Genomic DNA, 19,740 nt, shown 5'->3' with positions numbered 1-19,740 from the left:
CGATTGGCGCAAGCGGCGCTGTCTTGATCACCCGTCTTTTGCACCAGATGCAGCGGAACGGCGGCCGACGTGGCATCGTCACCCTCTGCATCGGTGGCGGTCAGGGCATTGCGCTCGCGCTCGAGATGCTGTGAGATTCGCGCGAATGGAAACGGAGCGAAGGCCTTGGGTCACGCTCACGACTTCGATACCTCGTCATCAGGTTTCGGTCGCGCGTTCGCCGTCGGCATTGCGCTCAATATGAGCTTCGTGGCGGCCGAAGCGCTTTTCGGCTGGCGCGCCGGCTCGCTCGCGCTGCTGGCCGACGCGGGACATAACCTTAGCGATGGGGCGTTAGCGTGGAAAGCGGTGCAGCGCTTGCACTCGCCCGCGCCGGTCGAAGGCACAACTAAGATGCGCGTTGCCGGCATCGGCATCGCTGTCAACGGCATCACGGCAGCATTGTTCATGGCGCGCAAGAAGGAGGATCCGAACATTCGCGGCGCGTTCCTCCACATGCTGGCCGATGCACTGACCTCGATCGGCGTGGGATTCGCGGGAGCACTCTACGTCTGGCGGGGAAGCGAGGCGGGGATTTTTCGGCGGAAGTAATAGCGCGCGCCACGGCGCGTAAGGTGGCTTGTCATTTGTCCCGGTGTACCACCCACCTTGTCCACCATACCTAAACCCTTGCTGCGCTTGGAAAATCCTTATTCTACAAGGGTTTGGGTTGACTGGCGGAGAGAGGGTGAGACCAATGTCGGCCGGAAAGCCACGCCCGATATGGATTCCATCTTTGTGATCGCGGCCTACCCACAACTCTACCCACAAGCCGATGTTTGCTGTTGACGCCCCTCGTGCCGATGGCGGTGGTGGATGCAGTGAAAATGCGCGCGCGAGGGCGATATGGGCAAACAAAGATGTGGGTGGGTATGCGGTACATCGCCGGCATACGGAAAGTCGTGCTCATGCCCCGCTTGCGTGAGCCGAAACGCCACGCCTACTTTCCGCGGGCCGCATTCGCTCCGCTCTGCTTGGCGCTGCAACTGAATTGCGCGTGGTACCAGCGGGAGAATGCGCTCAGCGCGGAAAACCCCAGCAAGGCTGCCACTTCTGTCAACGGCCGATCGCTTCCATTGACTTGCCGGACCGCCAGCTCTCTGCGGACGTCGTTCATGATCGACGAGAAACGCTGCCCCTCGTCCGCCAAACGGCGTTGTACCGTGCGGCACACCACGCCCTGTTCTATCCCGCAACGCCCGCCAGGCAGTAACAGCACGATCGCGCGCCGCACGTCCTCGAGCGTGGTCGCCTGCGCCGGCGGGACTGACGCGTCGAGTAACTGCTGCGCGTACCGCGCCATTGCCGGATCCGCTGACGGATTGCGCGCATCGAGATCTGCCTTTGCAAAGACGATGCTTGAGCCCCCTCGCAAATTCGTTTTCCGCAGCGAGGGGCTTGTTCGGGTCCGAGACAAATTTCCTGCAGAGCGGACGACAAAGCGAGCGCCGCACCGGGCACGCCCAATCCTGATCCGTTCCGTTCTTCAATGCGTTCGCGACCTTCACGACGAGCAGGCCATTGCCGTCCCCAACGGGGCTTGAGAATGACTCGAACGTTTCGTGGGCCGGACGTTTCAGCCGCACAAGCGTTCGACGTGCGGCCCTACTCCTGCAGACCACCTCTCGACCCATTCAGGCGCGTCGGACGAGGGGCGAAGTGTTTCGCGATTCGCCGTCACGCCGAGAATAGCTGGGATGCCGTGTGCGCGCGCAATGATTGCGACACGCGAAGTCGCACTCCCCGACGTACAAACAATGCCCAAAATATTGCGAAAATCGGCGCGAGCCAACTCGGGCGCGCTAAGTTCCTCTGCAAGGATGATGCTTGGGCCGGGCAGTTCGCCCAGCGAGGGGAGCGGCTTGCCTAGCAGCGACCGCCCGTGTCAGCCCGCGAATATCGTCGGCGCGGATGCGCAGGTACTCGTCGGGCAACGTCTCGAATGCGACCGCCAGATCCATGCCGCATTTCAGCGTGGCCGCTTCGGCAGTCCATTGTGAAGACACCAAGGCACGAATCGCGCCGGCGAAGTCGTCGCTTCGCGCCACTTCCGCGATCGCGTCGAAAATTTCGTCGTGCTCGGCTGCGTCGCCACACGGTGCAAGCATCGCGCGCAGCGTGTCCTCGAGTGCCGTGCCGAAGCGGCATAGTTCATGATCCACCTCATGCGGCGCGACGGACCGCCTATCAGCGAAGATCTCTTCTCTGAAATAGGCATACGTCTGCCCGAAAGCGAGACCCTCGCTCGCCGCCACCCCTCTGAATAATAGGCCCGACGCGTTAGCCTGGGGGGCATGCGAACGTACCGCCAAGCTATACAGAGCACCCATCCGCTAAAACGGCGTGAAGTGCGGCGTGACACGGTATCGGCATCGTCTGCGCCTGGATCGGCACGGAAGTGCGCACTACGGCCACGACCGGAGCTAAACCGATAGATTGAACGTCGAAACGGCCGCGTGCAGAGTATCCGCCTGCCTTTCGAGCGAATGCGTGACAACAGCCGTTTGTTCGACCATCGCCGCATTCCGCTGTGTTGCTTCATCCACCAACGCGACGGCACGACTCACTTCCGCGATACTCTGGCTTTGGTCGCCGCAAGCCGACGCAATCGCGGTGACTAAAACAGCGACCCGCTCGATTGCTTGCATCGCGCCGTCCACAGAGCGGTTGACTTCCGTCGCTTGTCCCGCACTGTCACGAATGACCTGCACCGAGGAATCGATCAGATCACTGATTTCTTTGGCAGCGGCCGCACACCGCTGAGCCAGGGCTCTCACTTCGCCCGCCACGACAGCGAAGCCACGCCCTTGCTCGCCCGCTCGCGCCGCCTCCACTGCGGCATTGAGTGCCAGGATATTCGTCTGAAACGCGATGGCTTCGATGATGTCAGTGATTTCCGATATCTTGCCTGCCCGCTCACCCACTCGTTCGATCGTACCGACGAGCCGCTGCGTTGCCTCATCCCCTGCGCGCGCAAGGCCCGATGCCTCGCTTGCCAAGCAATTAGCCTGCAGTGCAGCATCCGCATTACGCTTCACCGTATCCGCCAGCCGTGCCATGGTAGACGCGGTTTGCTCGAGCGAGGCGGCCTGCTGCTGCGTTCGCGCCGACAAATCCATGTGACCCGACACGATTTCAGCCGTCGCCGCCCGCATATCTTGCGCCGCGTGCCGCACTGCGCCGATCGCGCGTTCGATTCGCGTCAGCAATACGTTGAACGCCGCAGCCGTTCGCCCGATCTCGTCCGCTCGCTCATCCGATGCTCGCAGGCTTAAGTCGAGCGAACGGCTCACATCATCGAGCGTCGTTTCGATCGCACCGAGACCGCAGTTCAACGAACGCATCTGCAGCCACACGCCGGCGCCCAGGAAACTGCCGCCAATACCGAGGGTGGCGATCATCACGATCAGCAGAAGGTGCGCCGCGTTCGCACCGGTGTCGCGCGCTTGACGAGACTCGGCTGTGAGGCGCTGAATCAGTTCGCCAATGTCTCGTCCTTCTGACATCCCTGGTGGCCGAAGCCGCTGCTGTACGGTCGTAAGCGCTGCCGCGCCATCGCCATTTCTTACCTGGTCGATGGCGGCTGTCATGGCGCTCATCGCCGCCGAACGGTCCTGGGTGAACCGATCGGCCGCCGCCATCGCATCCTCGTGTTTCTCAGCGCCACTAAATAGTTGCGCTTGCTCATCGGAGGCGTGTCGCATGAGCACGGCAAAGTCCGCGCTTTTCTGACGTGAAACCGGATCAACGTTCGATATGGCTTCCATCAGTGCGAGCGCCGCCAACAGCTGGAAGCGATACGTCTCCTCCAAATACTGGATGGAAAGCGTGATCGTTCGATAGTTATCTTGAGCGCGTCGCTCGGATGCCGACACGCCCCATATACCCATCGCCGCGGCGATCGCGCACAGCAATCCAAAGCCAGCGAAAAGCAGGGCAATCCGAGTTCTCAAGTCTCTCATCCCTTTCCCCGTTCGCGCGTGCTGTCTTCTCCGACAGCACGCGCAGCACGCTGCCCATGCCTCATGCTGCTTGCCGAGGTTCGTCAGTCGTCAACGCGACCACACCCTTACGTCGAGGTGCAGTTTCGACAAGCATAAGCACGACGAATATCCCCAGTACGAGGCCGCCAAGCGCAAAGTCGAATACATGAGGCAATCCGAAATTCTGAGCGACATACCCCGCGATGACGGGTGCCACGCCTCCGCCAAAAATCTCGCCGATCCCCGAAATCAAACCGATCGTCGAAGCCACGAGTCCTGAGGGAGCCGCTTCCGTTGCAATGGGGCCGCACAACAAACTCAGCAAGCCGATCGAACACATCGAGATACCGAACAGGAGTGCGAAGAGCTTCACGGGGTCCGCCCCAGTCCTCGCGAACATGAACAGCAAAACCGCCGCAACAGCGAACGCACCGATCGCCGCGGCCTTCCGCCCCACGTAGTCGGAGATCCCTGACAAGCTGAACGAGCCGATGAAGCCGCCGATACCCAGCGCCGAAGCGACAAAGCCCATGCTTTGCGCGTTCAAGTGCAGCACTGCGATGAGGTACGTCGGCACCATCGCGCCGATGACAAAAATACCCGACATTGCGCAAAGCATCGCTGCGATTGCCACAACGACATTCCGATTGGCAAAAATCGAGCGCCACTGGACTTTGGCACGATTGGTCGAGTTCGCGCGCACCGTTGCCGTCCGCGGCCGATCGCGAAGGATCTTGGCATACAGCGCCGCCAAAATCAGGCCCGGTACGGCGGAAACCATGAAGACCCAATGCCAGGAGGGCATGACACGAAGCAACTGCGTGGCGAGAATTGGGGCAACGCCAAGCCCGAGCAACGAAAACATGCTCATTTGGAAACCGAGATTGAAACCCCGCCTTGAAGCGAGCGACGCTTCGCTGGTAGCCGCCACGCTGGCCGGCGTGAATGCGCCCTCGGCGATACCCATGATCCCCCGGATCAGCATGAGACTGGCGAAACCCGTCGCGAGACCCGAAAAACTCGAGAGCAACGAAAAGGCGATCATCGTCCACACCAGGATCTTCTTGCGGCCGATTCGATCCGAGATCGGCCCGCTCGCGATCGCCCACGCCCCCCAGGCAACCGCCAGCACGCCGATCAAATTCCCGAGCTGCTGGAAATTCAATCCCAAGTCACGCATCATGTACGGGAACAATGGCGCGACCATCCATCGATCCAATCCGACCAACCCAAAACCAACCGCCAACAGCAATACCGTTTTCAACTCATAAGCACTATTGTGCCATCCTTGCGTATCCATGTTCTCGTCTCCTCCAGTGATGCCTTCTAAATGGTTTCACTCGGTTCGGCCTGGCAATGCCACCAAAACCTATTTACTTCGTACTCCTAACTATTCCCGCCGAATTGCAATGAAAAAGCTTGCCCCTGCAGGGGGCCGCTGCGTCTAAAGTTCGCGAACGGAACGCTATCGTCTCGCGGTCGATAGCTTGCTAGTCAAACGCGCTACACGATCGTGCAGGCTTCGTCGAACTCCAATCGAGGACTGCGCGGAAAGAGCCCGGCCGGATCGCCATAGCCGAGGCAGCAGAGAAAATTGACACGCAACGACGTGCCTTCGAAAAACAGCGAATTGACAGCCGCCGCATCGAATCCCGACAGCGGTCCGCAGTCGAGCCCCAGCATTCGCGCCGCGAGAATGAAGTAACCACCCTGCAACGAACTGTTTCTGAAGCAAGTCTCCTCGGCGAGCGCGGGCCGGTCCCGAAAAAGGTCCCCCGCATTCGGACGATGGGGAAATAGCTTCGGTAGTTGCTCGTAGAACGCAGTATCGTGAGCGACGATCGCCACCACGGGCGCGGTGCGGACTTTCTCCGCGTTGCCGGACAAAACCGCCGACAGTAGCCGCGTGCGAGCCGCCATCGAACGTACGAACATCACGCGCATAGGCGAGCAATTCATGCTCGTTGGCCCCCATTTGGCGAGTTCGTAAAGTTCACGCAGCGATTCGTCGGACACCGGGCGAGGAAGCCAAGCGTTCTGACTCCGGGCATGCGTCAACAATTGCGCTCGAGTCCGGCTATCTAGAGGGAGAGGCTCCGTCATCGGTGCGTACTCCAATTCAGCGTCACTCACAACGCCGCCCCGCCCTGCCGGCGGTTAGCGCCCACCATGAAAAACGCGACGACCGCGGGCGCATCGCTCTTGTTGCGCCACGCGTGCCGCGTACCCTGCTGCACGACGACATCCGTCGGACGTAGCAATGTCTCGTTTCCATCATCGACCTCCAACCAAATCTCTCCCGACAGCACGATCCCGTAATCGACCGTATCGGTCCTATGCATGCCAGGGCAATCGGGTTCGAACGTTCGCGCAAGGTCAGGCATTCGAGCAAGGCACTCCTCGCCCGCGGCGACGGGGTCGAAGCCGGGAGCGCTCATCGTGCTATCGGGCGGAAACGTGACGACCAAAAGGCTCGTGCCGCCCGAAGGAGGCAGTAGATCGGTTTGCCCGTCGGTAGGATCGGCATTGCCAGAAGGCACGACAGGCGTAGGCGGTGTCGTCCAAACCTGGGCGAATGCGTGCCCAGGGATCGATTCGAAGTTAACGGTGCGCGGCGTGGCGCCATCGTCAACCACCACGGAGCGGCCTTTATCGTCGTGACCGGTTACCACGCGTCGGATAGTCATCAATACACTCTATGCGGGAGGTGAAGAAAGGCCACACGCCCGGCCGGAAAGTCACTCGCCGGCCAGGGGCTCATGCCATGCTCAAGGGCAAATCACGTAATTGCTGAAGCCGCCGTTGCGATTCTCGATGCCGCCGAGTGCAGTGTTGATGTCTTCAAGCTTGAAGGTGCAATGCTCGAACACCGACAAATCGACCACACCCGATTCCACCATATCGGCCATCTCCTGCCCCTGTCCCGCCGTGAACCAAGCCGAACCGCTAAAGCGCTGATCGTTGTCCATCATGTAGTGCAGATTGATCGGGACTTCGCCCGCCACGGCACCGATATTGATCAGATGGCCACCGCGCCGCAGCGTCTTCAACGTCTCCCGCAGTGTCTCTTGCGGTGCACCGGGGCCCAATGCGTCGATAACCGCATCGACGCCCGCCCCTTGCGTCACGCGCTCGGCCCACTCGCTGACCGAACCGTCATCGAGCGACATGATTTCGATGCGATCGGGCGCCAACGCCTTGACGCGCTGCAGGAGTTCCCGGTTACGCGCCGTGCCGAGAATCTTCTTCGCACCCATCGCCAGGCCGAAGAGCGCAACGCCGATACCCAGTGTGCCGCTGATGCCGCTCACGAGAATCGTGCTGCTGGGGCCGACCTCGGCCTTCTTCAATGCGCGATATGCCGTGCCCAAGTAGCCGAAGCGCGCGGCCGTTTCGTGACTGAGATTGTCCGGAATGCTCACGAGGCTGTATTGCGGTGCAGTCATGTACTCGCACAGGCCGCCGTACGGATAATCGTCGAACAATGCCTGCGAACGTTTGCTGAAGCCGAAGTAGCCGTTGAACGTGTAGTAGGGACACGCCGTCGTATCGCCGGCGCGGCAAGCACGACATCCGCCGCAATAGCGCGCGGGGTTGACGTAGACGCGATCGCCCGGCTTGAACGCATGGACCTGGCTGCCTACCTCTTCGATCACGCCTGTCGCATCGAGACCGAAGATAGCCGGCAGCTTCGGTAGCGGAAGATGCGGAAACCACTTCTCCCAATTGCTCAGGACGTTGCCGAGATTCGGCACGATGCCGCATGCCTTCACTTTTACGAGCACGTCGGTCGGGCGCGGCGCTGGAACCGGGATGTCCTCCACTACCATCGGCTCGCCTACGTTGTGCATGCGCGCCGCCCGCATCATCTTCGTCGTCATCGTTTGTCTCCTGTTTATCGATACGTGCACGATATTTATTTTTGTGCACAAAGCAAATCATCGTTTACCTGAACGTCACCGCAGCCCATCGAGCCCTTGGATTTCCGATGCCTGTAATCCACCGAGCCGCGCGTGCACGCGTCCGCCCGTCGCCATGGCCAGTGCAAACGCGATCTCGTTGCGGCGCGGGCCGTCCCACACCGTGACCTCGCACGTTCCGAAATGGCTGCGAACATAGGAAGCTTGAATGTGACCGAGCGGAACCATCAGACGTGTGCCCACTCCGCCGATGGTCTTGGCCGACGGCACGATCGCCTTCGGGCCTCCCAAGGTTTCGCGCATCGCCCAGCCGCCCGCCTCGTGCCAAACAGCGCCGTGCTCAAGTTCGCCGTCCTCGCCGACGATCGCGCCCTTTCCATATGCCTGCACCTTCGATGTACCGCCCAACTGCGCCACGAGACGGGACGAAAGATCCGCTCCGAGCTGCCGCAACGCACTCATGAACGGCAATAGATCGGGCTCGTACCGTCCCGCGTAAGGATTCGCGACGATCGCCGTCGCCACGGCAACCACCAGCGGCTCGCCGAGCCGCTCACCGCCTTCGTGCCAGATCTCTTCGATATCCAGCTTGACCTTTCTTACATTGACTAGCGACATCCGCTGCTCCGAGGAAATAGTTCGCATCCACTGCTTCGTCCAGATCGACTACTCAGCCGGCGTTATCTCACACGCCAGCGCTTGCATTATATCCATCACGGTGTAATATGCACAAAAATATCTTTTATGCCCATCAGGAGCGAACACATGAAACTGGTCTCGTACCGACACCAAGGCCAACCGGGATTCGGCGCAGTCAAGGGTGAGGGCATCGTCGATCTGGCGACACGGCTGCCGGCCGTCCCCGATCTCGCGGCGCTCGTATCGAACACGGGCGCACTCGACGAGGCGCGGCGGCTCGTCGATGCGGCCGAGGCTGACGACTTCGCGCTTACCGCGGTTGCGCTCGAGCCGGTCATTCCTCGGCCGAACAAGATCATTTGCGTCGGGATCAACTATGTTGCCCACGCCGCGGAGGCGGGACGCACGGTGGGACAATACCCGGTCATATTTCATCGCTTCGCGCAAACGCTCGTGGCGCACGGCGTGCCGATCATCCGGCCGCGCGTGTCGGAGCATTTCGACTTCGAAGCCGAACTCGCGGTCGTGATCGGCAAGGGCGGCTCCCACATCAAAGCGGAAGATGCGATGGACCACGTCGCCGGCTACACGTGCTTCAACGACTCGAGCGTGCGCGACTGGCAGTTTCATACGCACCAGTACGGAATGGGCAAGAACTTCCGCGGTACGGGTTCGCTCGGTCCCTGGCTCGTTACAGCGGATGAAATCCGGGACTATCGGGAATTGTCGATTCAGGGGGTGCTCAACGGCGAACGCATGCAAACCGGCAAGTTATCCGAACTCGCCTTCGACATTCCCCACCTGATCGCCTACGTCTCGCAGGCCCTAGATTGGCAACCCGGCGATATCTTGGCGACGGGCACGCCGAGCGGAATCGGTTTTAAGCGTCAGCCGCCGATCTTTCTGAAGCCGGGCGATACATTCGACGTCGTCATTCCGGGCATCGGAACGTTGTCGAACCCCGTCGCAGACGAGACGTGAACGGGCGGACGCATGAGCCGCCCTGCATCTAAACGTCCAACCAGTTGAACAAAACGCAAACGAGACATCCGGAGACATCCATGGCAGCCCTGCCGAAAATTCAGTTCACGCACTGCGGGATTTTTTGCAGCGACCTCGAAATGATGGTCGACTACTACCGAAAATTCCTGGGCTTCGTCGTCAGCGACAGGGGTGTCGCCTCGACAGGCCACCGTCTGTATTTCATGACGCAGGATCCCGAGATCCACCATCAACTCGTCTTGTTCGATGGAAAGCCGACCGATCTTCCGTTCAACCCTGTCAATCAATTGTCGCTTCTGCTCGATTCGCTCGCCGATTTGCAGTCGTACTATCGGCGGGCCGTGCAAGCCGGGGTCAAAGGCATTGAGCAAGTCGACCACGGCAACGCCTGGTCGATCTATTTCAAAGATCCCGAAGGCAATCCCATCGAGTTGTACGTCGATAGTCCGTTCTTTACCGCTCAGCCGTGCCGAGAACCGCTCGACCTCGACCGTTCGATAGACGAAATCCTGAAGCAGACCGAAGCGATGTGCCTGCGCCGTCCCGGGTTCTTGTCGCGCGAGGCTTGGATTGCCGAGATGCGCGAGCGGATTGCCGCCCAGCGCGTGGCGTTCGACGCTTGAGTACCAACCAGGCCTCTATATGAAGCGCAATTTTATCGGTGGCCACTGGCACGAAAGCGCGGCATCGCGCGGCGACCTCAATCCGTCCGACCTGGACGATGTCGTCGGGGAATACGCCCAAGCCGATGCCGACGATGCGCGAGCTGCCATCGAAGCGGCTCGCACGGCACAAGCCACGTGGGCGCATAGCGGCATTCAGGCGCGCTCGACGTCACTAGATTTTATCGGCTCCGAGTTGCTGGCGAGACAAACCGAACTCGGCACGCTGCTTTCCCGCGAGGAAGGCAAGACGCTTGCAGAAGGTATCGCGGAAGTGGCGCGCGCCGGCCAAATCTTCAAGTTCTTCGCCGGAGAAGTCCTGCGCACGGGCGGCGAAAAGCTGCCGTCCGTTCGTCCGCTGGTCGACGTGGAAGTCACACGGGAACCCGTCGGCGTTGTTGGCATCATCACGCCCTGGAATTTCCCGATCGCCATTCCGGCTTGGAAGATCGCGCCCGCGCTCGCCTACGGCAACAGCGTCGTGTTCAAGCCCGCGGATCTCGTTCCCGCATCGGCATGGGCGCTCGCCGAGATCATTTCTCGCAGTGCAATTCCCGCGGGCGTATTCAACCTTGTCATGGGACGCGGCAGCGTCGTCGGCAGTGCGATCGTTTCGTCAGCCGATGTCAACGCCGTGTCGTTCACGGGCTCGGTCGAAACCGGACGCACGCTGTTGCAACGCGGGGCGCAGCAGTTCAAGCGCATGCAGCTCGAGATGGGCGGCAAGAACCCGCTCGTCGTTCTCGACGATGCGGATCTCGATGTTGCGATCGATTGCGCAGTTCAAGGTGCCTACTATTCGACGGGGCAACGGTGCACAGCTTCGTCCCGGTTCATTGTGCAAAAGGGAATTTATTCCCGGTTCGTTTCTCGTCTGACGGAAGCGGTCGAGAGCTTACGCGTCGGCCATGCGCTCGATCCGCAAACGCAGATCGGCCCGGTAGTCGACGAGTCGCAGTTGCGGCACGACGAGGGCTATCTGAATATCGGCAAAAACGAGGGTGCCAAGCTTGCCTGTGGTGGCCAGTTCCTGACGCGAGACACCCGTGGCCACTACCTATCGCCAGCGCTATTCGTTGATGCGACACCGAAAATGCGCATTGCACGGGAAGAGATCTTCGGCCCCATCGCGTGCGCCATCGCAGTGGACAGCTACGAGGAAGCACTCGCCGTCGCGAACGACAGCCCGTTTGGACTCTCGTCCGGCATCTGCACGAGCTCGCTCAAATACGCGGCGCATTTCAAGCGGCATGTGCAAAGCGGCATGACGATGGTGAACGTGCCGACCGCCGGCGTGGATTATCACGTGCCGTTCGGCGGAACGAAGGCGTCCAGCTACGGGCCGCGCGAACAAGGTACGTATGCGGTCGATTTCTTCACAACCGTCAAGACCGCTTACACGAAGGCATACTTCGATTAATACATGCGCCGGCCAAGACAGCCGGCGCACCGCAAACGCCGCCTCGCGCGCGCTTGCGCAATAGCATTCCTTAAGGAGGAGACGTGGACTTCGATTTGATCATCGTCGGGCTCGGACCGGTAGGCGCGGTCGCGGCCAATCTGGCCGGCGAAGCCGGGCTGCGCACGCTCGTGCTCGAAAAGTCCCTGGCGGTCTTCGATAAACCTCGTGCAATGGGCTTCGATCAGGAAATCATGCGGATCTTCGGCGATCTCGGACTCGCCGATAAGCTTGCGCCTTACGTCATGCCCTATCGCCCTTCGGAATATCGCACGACCGATTCCAGCCTGATTCGCCGCATCGAGGCTGCCGAGCCGCCGTTCCAACTCGGCTGGGCACCCAACTACGTTTTCATGCAGCCTCAGATCGAAGGCATCTTGCGCGAGAACCTAGCCCGTTTCCCATCGGTGACAGTCAAGCTCGGCGCGCAAGTCGAAGCCGTGACGTCGGGCGACGACGGGGCGTCGGTGACGGTTGTCGAATCGTCGAACGACCAGAACCTGCCGAATGTACCCCGCACGTACCGATCGCACTATGTGCTCGCATGCGACGGCGGCACGAGCCCGATCCGCATGGGGCTCGGGTTGGAGATGGAAGATCTCGACTTCGACGAACCTTGGCTCGTGGTCGACATCGTCCTCAAGGAGGGGTGCGGCGAAAACCTGCCGGCGACCAACGTCCAATATTGCGAGATCGAGCGCCCTTGCACATTCGTAGTCGGGCCGGGTCAAGTCCGGCGCTGGGAATTCATGATCAACGCCGGCGAAACGCCCGCACAAGCGACGGAGCCCGCGTTCGTCCGCCGGCTCATCTCGCGCTGGCTCGACGAAAGCGAATACGACATCTGGCGCGCCTCAGCTTATCGTTTCCATGCTCTCGTCCTGCGCCAATGGCGGTCGCAGCACGTGTTCTTCCTGGGCGACGCCGCGCATATGACGCCCCCGTTTCTGGCGCAGGGGATGTGCCAAGGCATCCGTGACGCAGCCAATCTCGTCTGGAAGCTCGCGCTCGTCAACCGCGGCGCGGCCGGTCCCGGCCTGCTGGACACTTATCAGGCCGAACGGCTCCCGCACGTGAAGCAAACCACGCTCGTCACGAAATCGCTCGGCAAGGTGATCTGCGAGCGCGATCCCGTAGCCGCACTCGAGAGGGATAAACGCTTGCTCGAAGAAATGGCCGCCAATCCGCGCGGAACCGTCAGGCAATCATTGATTCCCGCGCTCAGCGCGGGCCTCTTGGCCGCATCGAGTGACGGCCCGCGCGGTCAATTATTTCCGCAACCGCTCGTCAAAACCGCGGACGGTCGTCAATGCCTGCTCGACGAAGCAACCGGGATGACGTTTCGCATCGTCGTCGAGAGCGACACCGATGCAGCCATCATCGAACGCATGGCGGCGCAATGGGATGCACTGAGCGATATTCCGGCGATGTGGGTCGTGATCGGCACTGAACCGCTCAAGTCCGGTGCACCGTCATATGCCTATCAGGACGTCGATGGCGTACTCGTCAGCTGGATGCAGCTGCATGGTTGCGCCGTAGTGATCGTGCGTCCCGATCATTACGTGTACGGCGGCTGCCGCAAAGCAGAAGACGCAGTTGCGATGATCAGTGTGTTGGCCGCCGCGCTGAGAGCGGGCAACGCTCACGAACACTCCGTAACCTCAGCTTGCGCCTGATCGAAAACGCACTCTGTGCAGCGCGAGGGATCCCGACCCTCGCGCTTTTTTTGTTTACGCGGCGAAACACTCAGACCTTGCATATCGATCAATTTTGCGCATAAAATGCATTTCATCGACAAATGCGTAGTCAACCCAAGCCATGGACTCGACATCCGCTTCGAATGGTGTACCGCTGATCGACGTAGCCTTCGCCCGGATGAAGACGTCCATCATACGCTGCGAACTCGCGCCGGGCACCCGCCTCAAGGTCGAAAGCCTCTCCAAGGCATACGGCCTCAGCAGCTCGCCGATTCGCGAAGCCTTGAACCGGCTCGCACAAGACGGCATCGTTCAAGCGACGGAAAACCGTGGGTTCTGGGTCGCCCCAATCAGCATCGACGATTTCAAAGACATCACACGGCTGCGCGTGCTGCTAGAACTAGAGGCGCTCAGCGATTCGATCGCGCATGGCGACGAAGAATGGGAAGTGGCCGTGCTCACGGCCTTTCATCGATTGAGCCTCGCGGAGAAACGTCTCGGCTCCGGCCCGGTAGCACTCGACGACGACTGGTCCGAACGCCACCGTGCCTATCATATGGCGCTGCTGTCGGCCACGCCCAGCCCTCTGCTCTCCAATATGGTGGCTTCGCTCTTCGATCGCGCCGAACGGTACCGCCGCTATTCCGCACTGCATCGAACCGAAGAGCGCCATAAGAACAGCGAACACGAGGCACTGATGAAGGCTGCGATCGATCGAGACGCGGAAAAGGCTACGCGTCTGCTGCGCAAGCATATCGAAGGCACGCTGACACGTGTCACAGGCGCGCTCGAGCGCCAATCAGCTACGGTCCAATAAGCAAGCGCCGTGCTGATCTGAAACCGCACGGCGCCTCCTTTGTGGCGATATCGGCAAGGCAACGTTTTGCCTCACCTTGCCGAAATCCACGTCCTCAAAACATCGTTTGCATGCCGATCCGGCCGATGAACTGCGACCGGCTGCTCGACGGGCCGAAGGTCCCGTTGATGACCGCGGTAGCGCCAGCGTTGGTCAACTGATAGGCGCCTTGAACATAAACCGCCGTACGCTTGGATAGGAAATACTTGGCAACGGCACCAACTTGATGCGCATGGTTGTGATCCACCCCTGCGTTGCCCCACATATAGGTGTAGGCGAGGCTTGTGGAAAAGGCCGCCGTAAAGCGATAGAGTGCGCCGACTTCCGCGGCGTTCACTGCCGCACCGTTCTGCGTGTTGCGCGTATTGGTGAAGAGCGCCGTCAACAGCAGTTTCTGTCCGTTGTATTTCGCACCGAAGCCGAAGTTGCGAATGCTGTCGCCGAGCATCGCCGCGTAGCGAATGTCCGTATAGGCTGCACCGAACGCAAACGGCCCGGTGGCGTAGCTCGCACCGAAACTATCCGCACTATTCTGACGAAAGTTCCCGGCAGTGCCGCCAAAGGCGTACATGCCCCCGAATCGCAGCCCTCCGAAAAGCGGACTCGTATATTTGACCGAATTATTCAGCGGGGTATCGCCGTTCATCCGATCGAAATCGAACGCCTCATCCGGTGGTGAATCTGGAATGCCCAGCTTGGCAAACGGGCCATCGCGAAACTGATAAAAGCCGCCGCCATACATCGCCATATCGGCGCCCACGTCTGCAAACAACGTGTCGACCATGAAGTCGTATTGGCGGCCGAGCGAGAGCTTCCCATACCGATCGTTATCCAGACCCACCCACGCATTTCGTGCGAATAGGCCGACTCCGGAGCCGCTGCCGTTCGATTTCTGGGAAACGAGCGTTCCATTCAAAGAGAACTGTGTCGTCAACTGAAAAACCGCGCGGGTGCCGTTGCCCAGGTCTTCTGTGCCCTTAAACCCCATCAGGTTCGGCAGCGCGATGCCGTCGTCAATCCTCCATGCGGAATGCCCTCCGATATTGCTGATGTACGACACGCCGGCATCGAGCAAGCCCCACAGCGTCACGCTGCTTTGAGCGTGCGCGCTCGGCACGGCGCCGACACACGTTCCCACCGCGACTGTCGCCGCGGCCATGATGCGCTTCTTCACTATCGTCTCCTCCGGTTACATTGCTCAGATCACATTTAACGCACAAACAAACACCTAATCCACGTTTTATCTTTTTATGCATATTCAACCAAGCGTCCATTTTGGTCAATGCCGGTGTGGGCAAATCGGACTCAGTGTTTACTCGTGTATGCGTGCGTGTGCATCGTGGAAGTCAACAGAAGCATCGAACTTGCGAAGGCGAAGGCGAGTTCACATCGTGAACGGGGGCCTCGCACGTGGGATGGCTACAACCAGGAATGGGCTAGGATGAGGACGCGCTGCGTCTTGCTGCTGGAACCGCTTTGTCACGACATCCACGGTGCCGTAGTAGTAGATGCGTGGTACCCAAGCCCGGAGTGATAGGCCTAGTAGCGATGAAGCTCGTTCTGCGTTTGCTGTTCGAGTTGGAGAGCCCCGGAACGCGTCCGGTGCGTTCGCGATCGTTCGGAAGACCGCCCAAGTCCACGCCGGTCGGCTTCATCTTTCGCGGCTCGAATTGCATCGTAGAACGTGCGCTCGGAGGCGACACGTGTTCGATCGACATTCACTATCCAGCTATCGAACATGTAGCGCCAGCGGATGCGGCGCTCTTCGAGCAGCGCCGAGAACCAGCGCCAGACCGACGCGTCCTCGGCGTTGACGGCGGCGGCTGCGTTGACGCGAACGCGTTGCATGGCGTCCATGACGTTACGCTCGCCCGAGCCCATTTTCTATAGACATGTCGGCGCCGTGGTCACGCCCGAGCGTCGGGATAGACGTAAAAACCCCGCCCGCTCTTTCGTCCCAGATATCCTGCATCGACCATCTCCCTGAGCAACGGCGCGGGGCGATATTTCGGATCGTTGAACTCGCTGCACAGCACATCCATGATCGCCAACGCCGTATCCAACCCGATCAGATCGGCCAATGCGAGCGGCCCGATGGGATGATTCGCTCCGAGTTTCATACCCGCATCGATCTGTTCGGCGCTCGCGAGCCCTTCATGTAGTGCGAAAATCGCTTCGTTGATCATCGGCACGAGAATCCGGTTGACCGCGAATCCCGGCGAGTTCTTCACGTCGATCGGCGTCTTGCCGACTCGCTTTGCGAATCCGACGACCGTGTCGAACGTCGCATCGCTCGTCTGCAAGCCGCGAATGACTTCGACGAGTTCCATTACGGGTACGGGGTTGAAGAAATGCAGCCCTACGAAGCGGCTGGGGTCTGCAAGCACGGCCCCGAGTTTCGTCACTGATACCGATGACGTATTTGTCGCAATGATGGCATCGGATCGAACTATGCCATCGAGCGCCTTGAGAATGTCCTGCTTGATCTGCAAGCGCTCGGTCGCGGCCTCGATGACCAACTCGCAAGCCGCAAGTTGCCGCACCTCAATGCTTCCGCTGATTCGCGCGCGTATCGAGCCCACCTCGTTTTCCGCAATCGTTCCCTTCGACACCATGCGCGCGAGGCCAGCCTCGACACCGAGCAAACCACGACGTATCGCTTCATCGTCGATGTCGTTGAGAATGACGTTCGATCCCGCGACGGCGCAGACCTGCGCGATGCCGCGCCCCATCTGTCCCGCGCCGACAAGCCCTACCGTCTGTACGTTCATATCGCTTTCTTCGTGCGTAACGCGCCAATCTCCACCGCAGTCGCGGCCAGCCAATCCGACAACACCTCTTCTGTATGCTGCCCGAGCGTCGGTGGCGCGCTCCGATACTGCACGGGCGATTCGGAAAGGCGAATCGGATTCGCCACGAGTGCAAGATCCTTCGCCAAGGGATGAGGCATTTCGATGCGAGTGCCGCGCGCTTGCACATGCGGATCGGCAAATACTCGATCGAGCGTGTTGACCGGGCCGCACGGTACGCCAGCCGCTTCCATCGCGGCCACCCATTCGTCGGTCGTACGACCCACCGTCATACCGTGAATCAGAGCGATAAGCTCGCCCCTATGCTTCACGCGTTGCGGGTTCGTGACGAAGCGTTCATCACTGGCCCATTCTGGTTTGCCTAGCGTCTTGCAAAGATTCGCGAACTGACTATCGTTGCCGACAGCCACGATCATGTATCCATCGGCTGTCGGAAACTCCTGATACGGAACGATGTTCGGATGCGCGTTGCCCATGCGCTGCGGCACGATACCGCTCACCAGATAGTTCGCCGCCTGGTTCGCCAGGCACGCGATCTGCACGTCAAGCAGCGCGAGATCGATATGCTGGCCCTCGCCGGACTGCTCGCGATGCTTCAATGCGGCTAATACCGCCACGGTCGCGTACAGCCCCGTCATGATGTCGGTCAATGCAACGCCGACCTTCACCGGGCCGGCGCCCTCCGCGCCGTCGGGACGGCCGGTCAAACTCATCAGGCCGCCCATGCCCTGAATCAGAAAGTCGTAGCCAGCACGCGACGCATAAGGGCCCGTCTGACCAAATCCGGTGATCGAGCAATAGACGATCCGCGGATTGATGGTTTTCAGGTTGGCGTAATCGAGCCCGTATTGCGCTAGGCCGCCCACCTTGAAGTTCTCGAGCACGACGTCAGACTTGGTCGCCAACCGCCGCACGAGGCTCTGCCCCTCCGCACTCGCGATATCGATCGTCACCGATCGCTTATTGCGATTGGCGCTCAGGTAATAGGCCGATTCGCCCGTCGAATGGCCATCGGGACCGTTCAACCACGGTGGGCCCCAGGCGCGCGTGTCGTCACCCGCACCCGGGCGCTCTACCTTGACGACGTCGGCGCCGAGATCGGCCAGCAACTGCCCGGCCCACGGGCCCGCAAGCACACGAGAAAGATCGAGCACGCGCACGCCCGCGAGCGCGCCCGGTTGCAAGTTATCGTTCATGGCGATCGGCGCTTAAAACGCGGCGATGCCGGTCATGGCGCGCCCGAGAATCAGCGCGTGGATGTCGTGCGTCCCTTCATAGGTGTTGACGACTTCCAGATTCACGAGATGGCGGGCGACGCCGAATTCATCGCTGATGCCGTTGCCGCCGAGCATGTCGCGCGCCGTACGCGCGACGTCAAGTGCCTTGCCGCACGAATTGCGCTTCATGATCGATGTAATCTCGACGGCGGCCGTCCCTTCGTCCTTCATGCGGCCGAGCCGCAAGCAGCCCTGAAGACCGAGCGTGATTTCAGTCTGCATATCGGCGAGCTTCTTTTGAATCAGTTGGTTCGCCGCGAGCGGCTTGCCGAATTGCTTGCGATCCAGCACGTATTGGCGTGCGCGGTGCCAGCAATCCTCGGCCGCGCCGAGAGCGCCCCAGGCGATACCGAAGCGTGCACTGTTCAAACAAGTGAACGGCCCCTTCAAACCACGCACATCGGCAAAGGCGTTCTCTTCCGGGCAGAAGACTTCGTCCATGACGATCTCGCCGGTTATCGATGCCCGCAATCCGACCTTCCCGTGAATCGCGGGCGCCGACAGTCCCTTCCACCCTTTTTCGAGCACAAAGCCGCGAATTGCGCCTTCATCATCCTTTGCCCACACGACGAAGACGTCGGCGATCGGGCTGTTGGTGATCCACATTTTGTTGCCTGTCAGCTGATATCCGCCCGCCACCTTGCGTGCACGCGTCACCATACTTCCAGGATCGGAGCCGTGATTAGGCTCCGTCAATCCGAAGCAGCCGATCCACTCGCCCACCGCGAGCTTCGGCAGATATTTCTGTTTTACGGCCTCGCTGCCAAACTCGTTGATCGGCACCATCACAAGCGAAGACTGCACGCTCATCATCGAGCGATAGCCCGAATCGACGCGTTCCACTTCGCGTGCCACGAGACCGTAACTGACATAGCTGAGGCCCGCCCCGCCGTAGGCCTCCGGAATCGTCACGCCGAGCAGCCCCAGTTCGCCCATCTCACGGAAGATTGCGGGGTCCGTCTGCTCGTTGCGAAATCCTTCCAATACTCGCGGGGCGAGGCGTTCCTGGCAGTAGGCGTGCGCCGACTCCGTGACCATGCGTTCCTCTTCGGTCAACTGCTGTACCAGCAGTAAAGGATCATCCCATTGAAACGGTGAGGATTTGTGCTGTTGACTCATTTCTGACTCGGGGCTATTGATCGTGAAGTCAATTTATCGGCTGAGCTACGATGGAACAAACGATTTCTTGTCAGCCACCTGTGCGAAAATCGCACAAATCACCCGTACGAGAGGATGTGCCAATGCGCCGAAAGATCCCGTCAACCCTGGGGTAATCCCCCCGCTTTTAACGCGAGTCAGAAGTAGAGACTATGCCGCGGCCATGAGCCGCTGTTTCGGCGTCATGCCGCCAAGGCCCATGTTAGGGCGCTCGTGATTGTATTGCCACATCCATTCG

General features: G+C 60.3%; 18 protein-coding genes and 2 pseudogenes. 7 read left to right on the top strand and 13 right to left on the bottom strand.

Going from position 1 to position 19,740, the window contains the following annotated elements; translation table 11 throughout:
• Positions 1–134: pseudogene (locus tag MMB74_RS26915) on the top strand (acetyl-CoA C-acyltransferase); the annotation flags it as partial.
• 31 nt (positions 135–165) lie between these two features.
• A complete protein-coding gene (locus tag MMB74_RS26910) occupies positions 166–591 on the top strand; it encodes a cation transporter (protein WP_346780725.1) in 426 nt (141 codons plus the stop codon).
• Between the two features lie 388 nt (positions 592–979).
• Here MMB74_RS26910 and MMB74_RS26905 read toward each other — a convergent pair.
• The 8 genes and pseudogenes from MMB74_RS26905 to MMB74_RS26870 form a co-directional block, all read right to left on the bottom strand.
• Positions 980–1,402: pseudogene (locus MMB74_RS26905) on the bottom strand (helix-turn-helix domain-containing protein); the annotation flags it as partial.
• A 439-nt stretch (positions 1,403–1,841) separates the two neighbouring features.
• Positions 1,842–2,369 carry a phosphoenolpyruvate-utilizing N-terminal domain-containing protein gene (locus MMB74_RS26900; RefSeq protein ID WP_277431660.1) on the bottom strand — a complete coding sequence of 176 codons (528 nt, stop codon included), beginning with the start codon at positions 2,367–2,369 and terminating at the stop codon, positions 1,842–1,844.
• 93 nt (positions 2,370–2,462) lie between these two features.
• Complete coding sequence (locus MMB74_RS26895) at positions 2,463–4,001, bottom strand: methyl-accepting chemotaxis protein (protein WP_277431659.1); 1,539 nt, start codon at positions 3,999–4,001, stop codon at positions 2,463–2,465.
• Positions 4,002–4,062: 61 nt separating this feature from the next.
• The gene (locus MMB74_RS26890; RefSeq protein ID WP_346780726.1) at positions 4,063–5,229 is read right to left on the bottom strand and encodes an MFS transporter; all 1,167 of its coding nucleotides are present in this window, start codon (positions 5,227–5,229) and stop codon (positions 4,063–4,065) included.
• Between the two features lie 296 nt (positions 5,230–5,525).
• Positions 5,526–6,125 carry a malonic semialdehyde reductase gene (locus tag MMB74_RS26885; RefSeq protein ID WP_277431657.1) on the bottom strand — a complete coding sequence of 200 codons (600 nt, stop codon included), beginning with the start codon at positions 6,123–6,125 and terminating at the stop codon, positions 5,526–5,528.
• A gap of 26 nt (positions 6,126–6,151) precedes the next feature.
• On the bottom strand, positions 6,152–6,709 hold the full coding sequence (locus tag MMB74_RS26880; RefSeq protein ID WP_277431656.1) for a cupin domain-containing protein: 558 nt from the start codon (positions 6,707–6,709) through the stop codon (positions 6,152–6,154).
• Positions 6,710–6,790: 81 nt separating this feature from the next.
• Positions 6,791–7,903 carry an alcohol dehydrogenase catalytic domain-containing protein gene (locus tag MMB74_RS26875; RefSeq protein ID WP_277431655.1) on the bottom strand — a complete coding sequence of 371 codons (1,113 nt, stop codon included), beginning with the start codon at positions 7,901–7,903 and terminating at the stop codon, positions 6,791–6,793.
• Positions 7,904–7,978: 75 nt separating this feature from the next.
• Positions 7,979–8,560 carry an amino acid synthesis family protein gene (locus MMB74_RS26870; protein ID WP_277431654.1) on the bottom strand — a complete coding sequence of 194 codons (582 nt, stop codon included), beginning with the start codon at positions 8,558–8,560 and terminating at the stop codon, positions 7,979–7,981.
• A gap of 147 nt (positions 8,561–8,707) precedes the next feature.
• Here MMB74_RS26870 and MMB74_RS26865 point away from each other — a divergent pair, with 147 nt between their 5' ends.
• The 5 genes from MMB74_RS26865 (at position 8,708) to MMB74_RS26845 (ending at position 14,218) form a co-directional block, all read left to right on the top strand.
• Complete coding sequence (locus tag MMB74_RS26865) at positions 8,708–9,562, top strand: fumarylacetoacetate hydrolase family protein (protein ID WP_277431653.1); 855 nt, start codon at positions 8,708–8,710, stop codon at positions 9,560–9,562.
• Between the two features lie 80 nt (positions 9,563–9,642).
• A complete protein-coding gene (locus MMB74_RS26860) occupies positions 9,643–10,206 on the top strand; it encodes a VOC family protein (RefSeq protein WP_277431652.1) in 564 nt (187 codons plus the stop codon).
• 19 nt (positions 10,207–10,225) lie between these two features.
• Positions 10,226–11,665 carry an aldehyde dehydrogenase family protein gene (locus tag MMB74_RS26855; protein WP_277431651.1) on the top strand — a complete coding sequence of 480 codons (1,440 nt, stop codon included), beginning with the start codon at positions 10,226–10,228 and terminating at the stop codon, positions 11,663–11,665.
• 83 nt (positions 11,666–11,748) lie between these two features.
• Positions 11,749–13,380: a bifunctional 3-(3-hydroxy-phenyl)propionate/3-hydroxycinnamic acid hydroxylase gene (locus MMB74_RS26850; RefSeq protein ID WP_277431650.1), complete on the top strand. Its 1,632-nt coding sequence runs from the start codon at positions 11,749–11,751 to the stop codon at positions 13,378–13,380.
• Positions 13,381–13,579: 199 nt separating this feature from the next.
• Positions 13,580–14,218, top strand: a complete 639-nt coding sequence (locus MMB74_RS26845; RefSeq protein WP_277431649.1) for a GntR family transcriptional regulator — start codon at positions 13,580–13,582, stop codon at positions 14,216–14,218.
• Between the two features lie 94 nt (positions 14,219–14,312).
• Here the strand turns inward: MMB74_RS26845 and MMB74_RS26840 are convergent, their stop codons facing one another.
• The 5 genes from MMB74_RS26840 to MMB74_RS26820 form a co-directional block, all read right to left on the bottom strand.
• Positions 14,313–15,431 (bottom strand): porin, encoded by a 1,119-nt coding sequence (locus tag MMB74_RS26840; protein WP_277431648.1) that lies wholly within the window; start codon positions 15,429–15,431, stop codon positions 14,313–14,315.
• A gap of 365 nt (positions 15,432–15,796) precedes the next feature.
• Positions 15,797–16,114 (bottom strand): hypothetical protein, encoded by a 318-nt coding sequence (locus MMB74_RS26835; RefSeq protein ID WP_277431647.1) that lies wholly within the window; start codon positions 16,112–16,114, stop codon positions 15,797–15,799.
• 50 nt (positions 16,115–16,164) lie between these two features.
• Positions 16,165–17,028 carry a 3-hydroxybutyryl-CoA dehydrogenase gene (locus tag MMB74_RS26830; RefSeq protein WP_277431646.1) on the bottom strand — a complete coding sequence of 288 codons (864 nt, stop codon included), beginning with the start codon at positions 17,026–17,028 and terminating at the stop codon, positions 16,165–16,167.
• Positions 17,025–18,263, bottom strand: coding sequence for a CaiB/BaiF CoA-transferase family protein (locus MMB74_RS26825; protein ID WP_277431645.1), 1,239 nt, complete (start codon positions 18,261–18,263; stop codon positions 17,025–17,027). Before MMB74_RS26825 ends, MMB74_RS26830 begins: the two co-directional genes overlap by 4 nt.
• Before the next feature lie 12 nt (positions 18,264–18,275).
• A complete protein-coding gene (locus tag MMB74_RS26820) occupies positions 18,276–19,463 on the bottom strand; it encodes an acyl-CoA dehydrogenase (RefSeq protein ID WP_277431644.1) in 1,188 nt (395 codons plus the stop codon).
• Positions 19,464–19,740: the final 277 nt, after the last annotated feature.

The organism is Trinickia sp. Y13 (assembly GCF_029522115.1).
Classification (GTDB): Bacteria; Pseudomonadota; Gammaproteobacteria; order Burkholderiales; family Burkholderiaceae; genus Trinickia.
The sequence above is the reverse complement of the archived record's forward strand: the minus strand, read 5'-3'. Positions and strand labels throughout refer to the sequence as shown.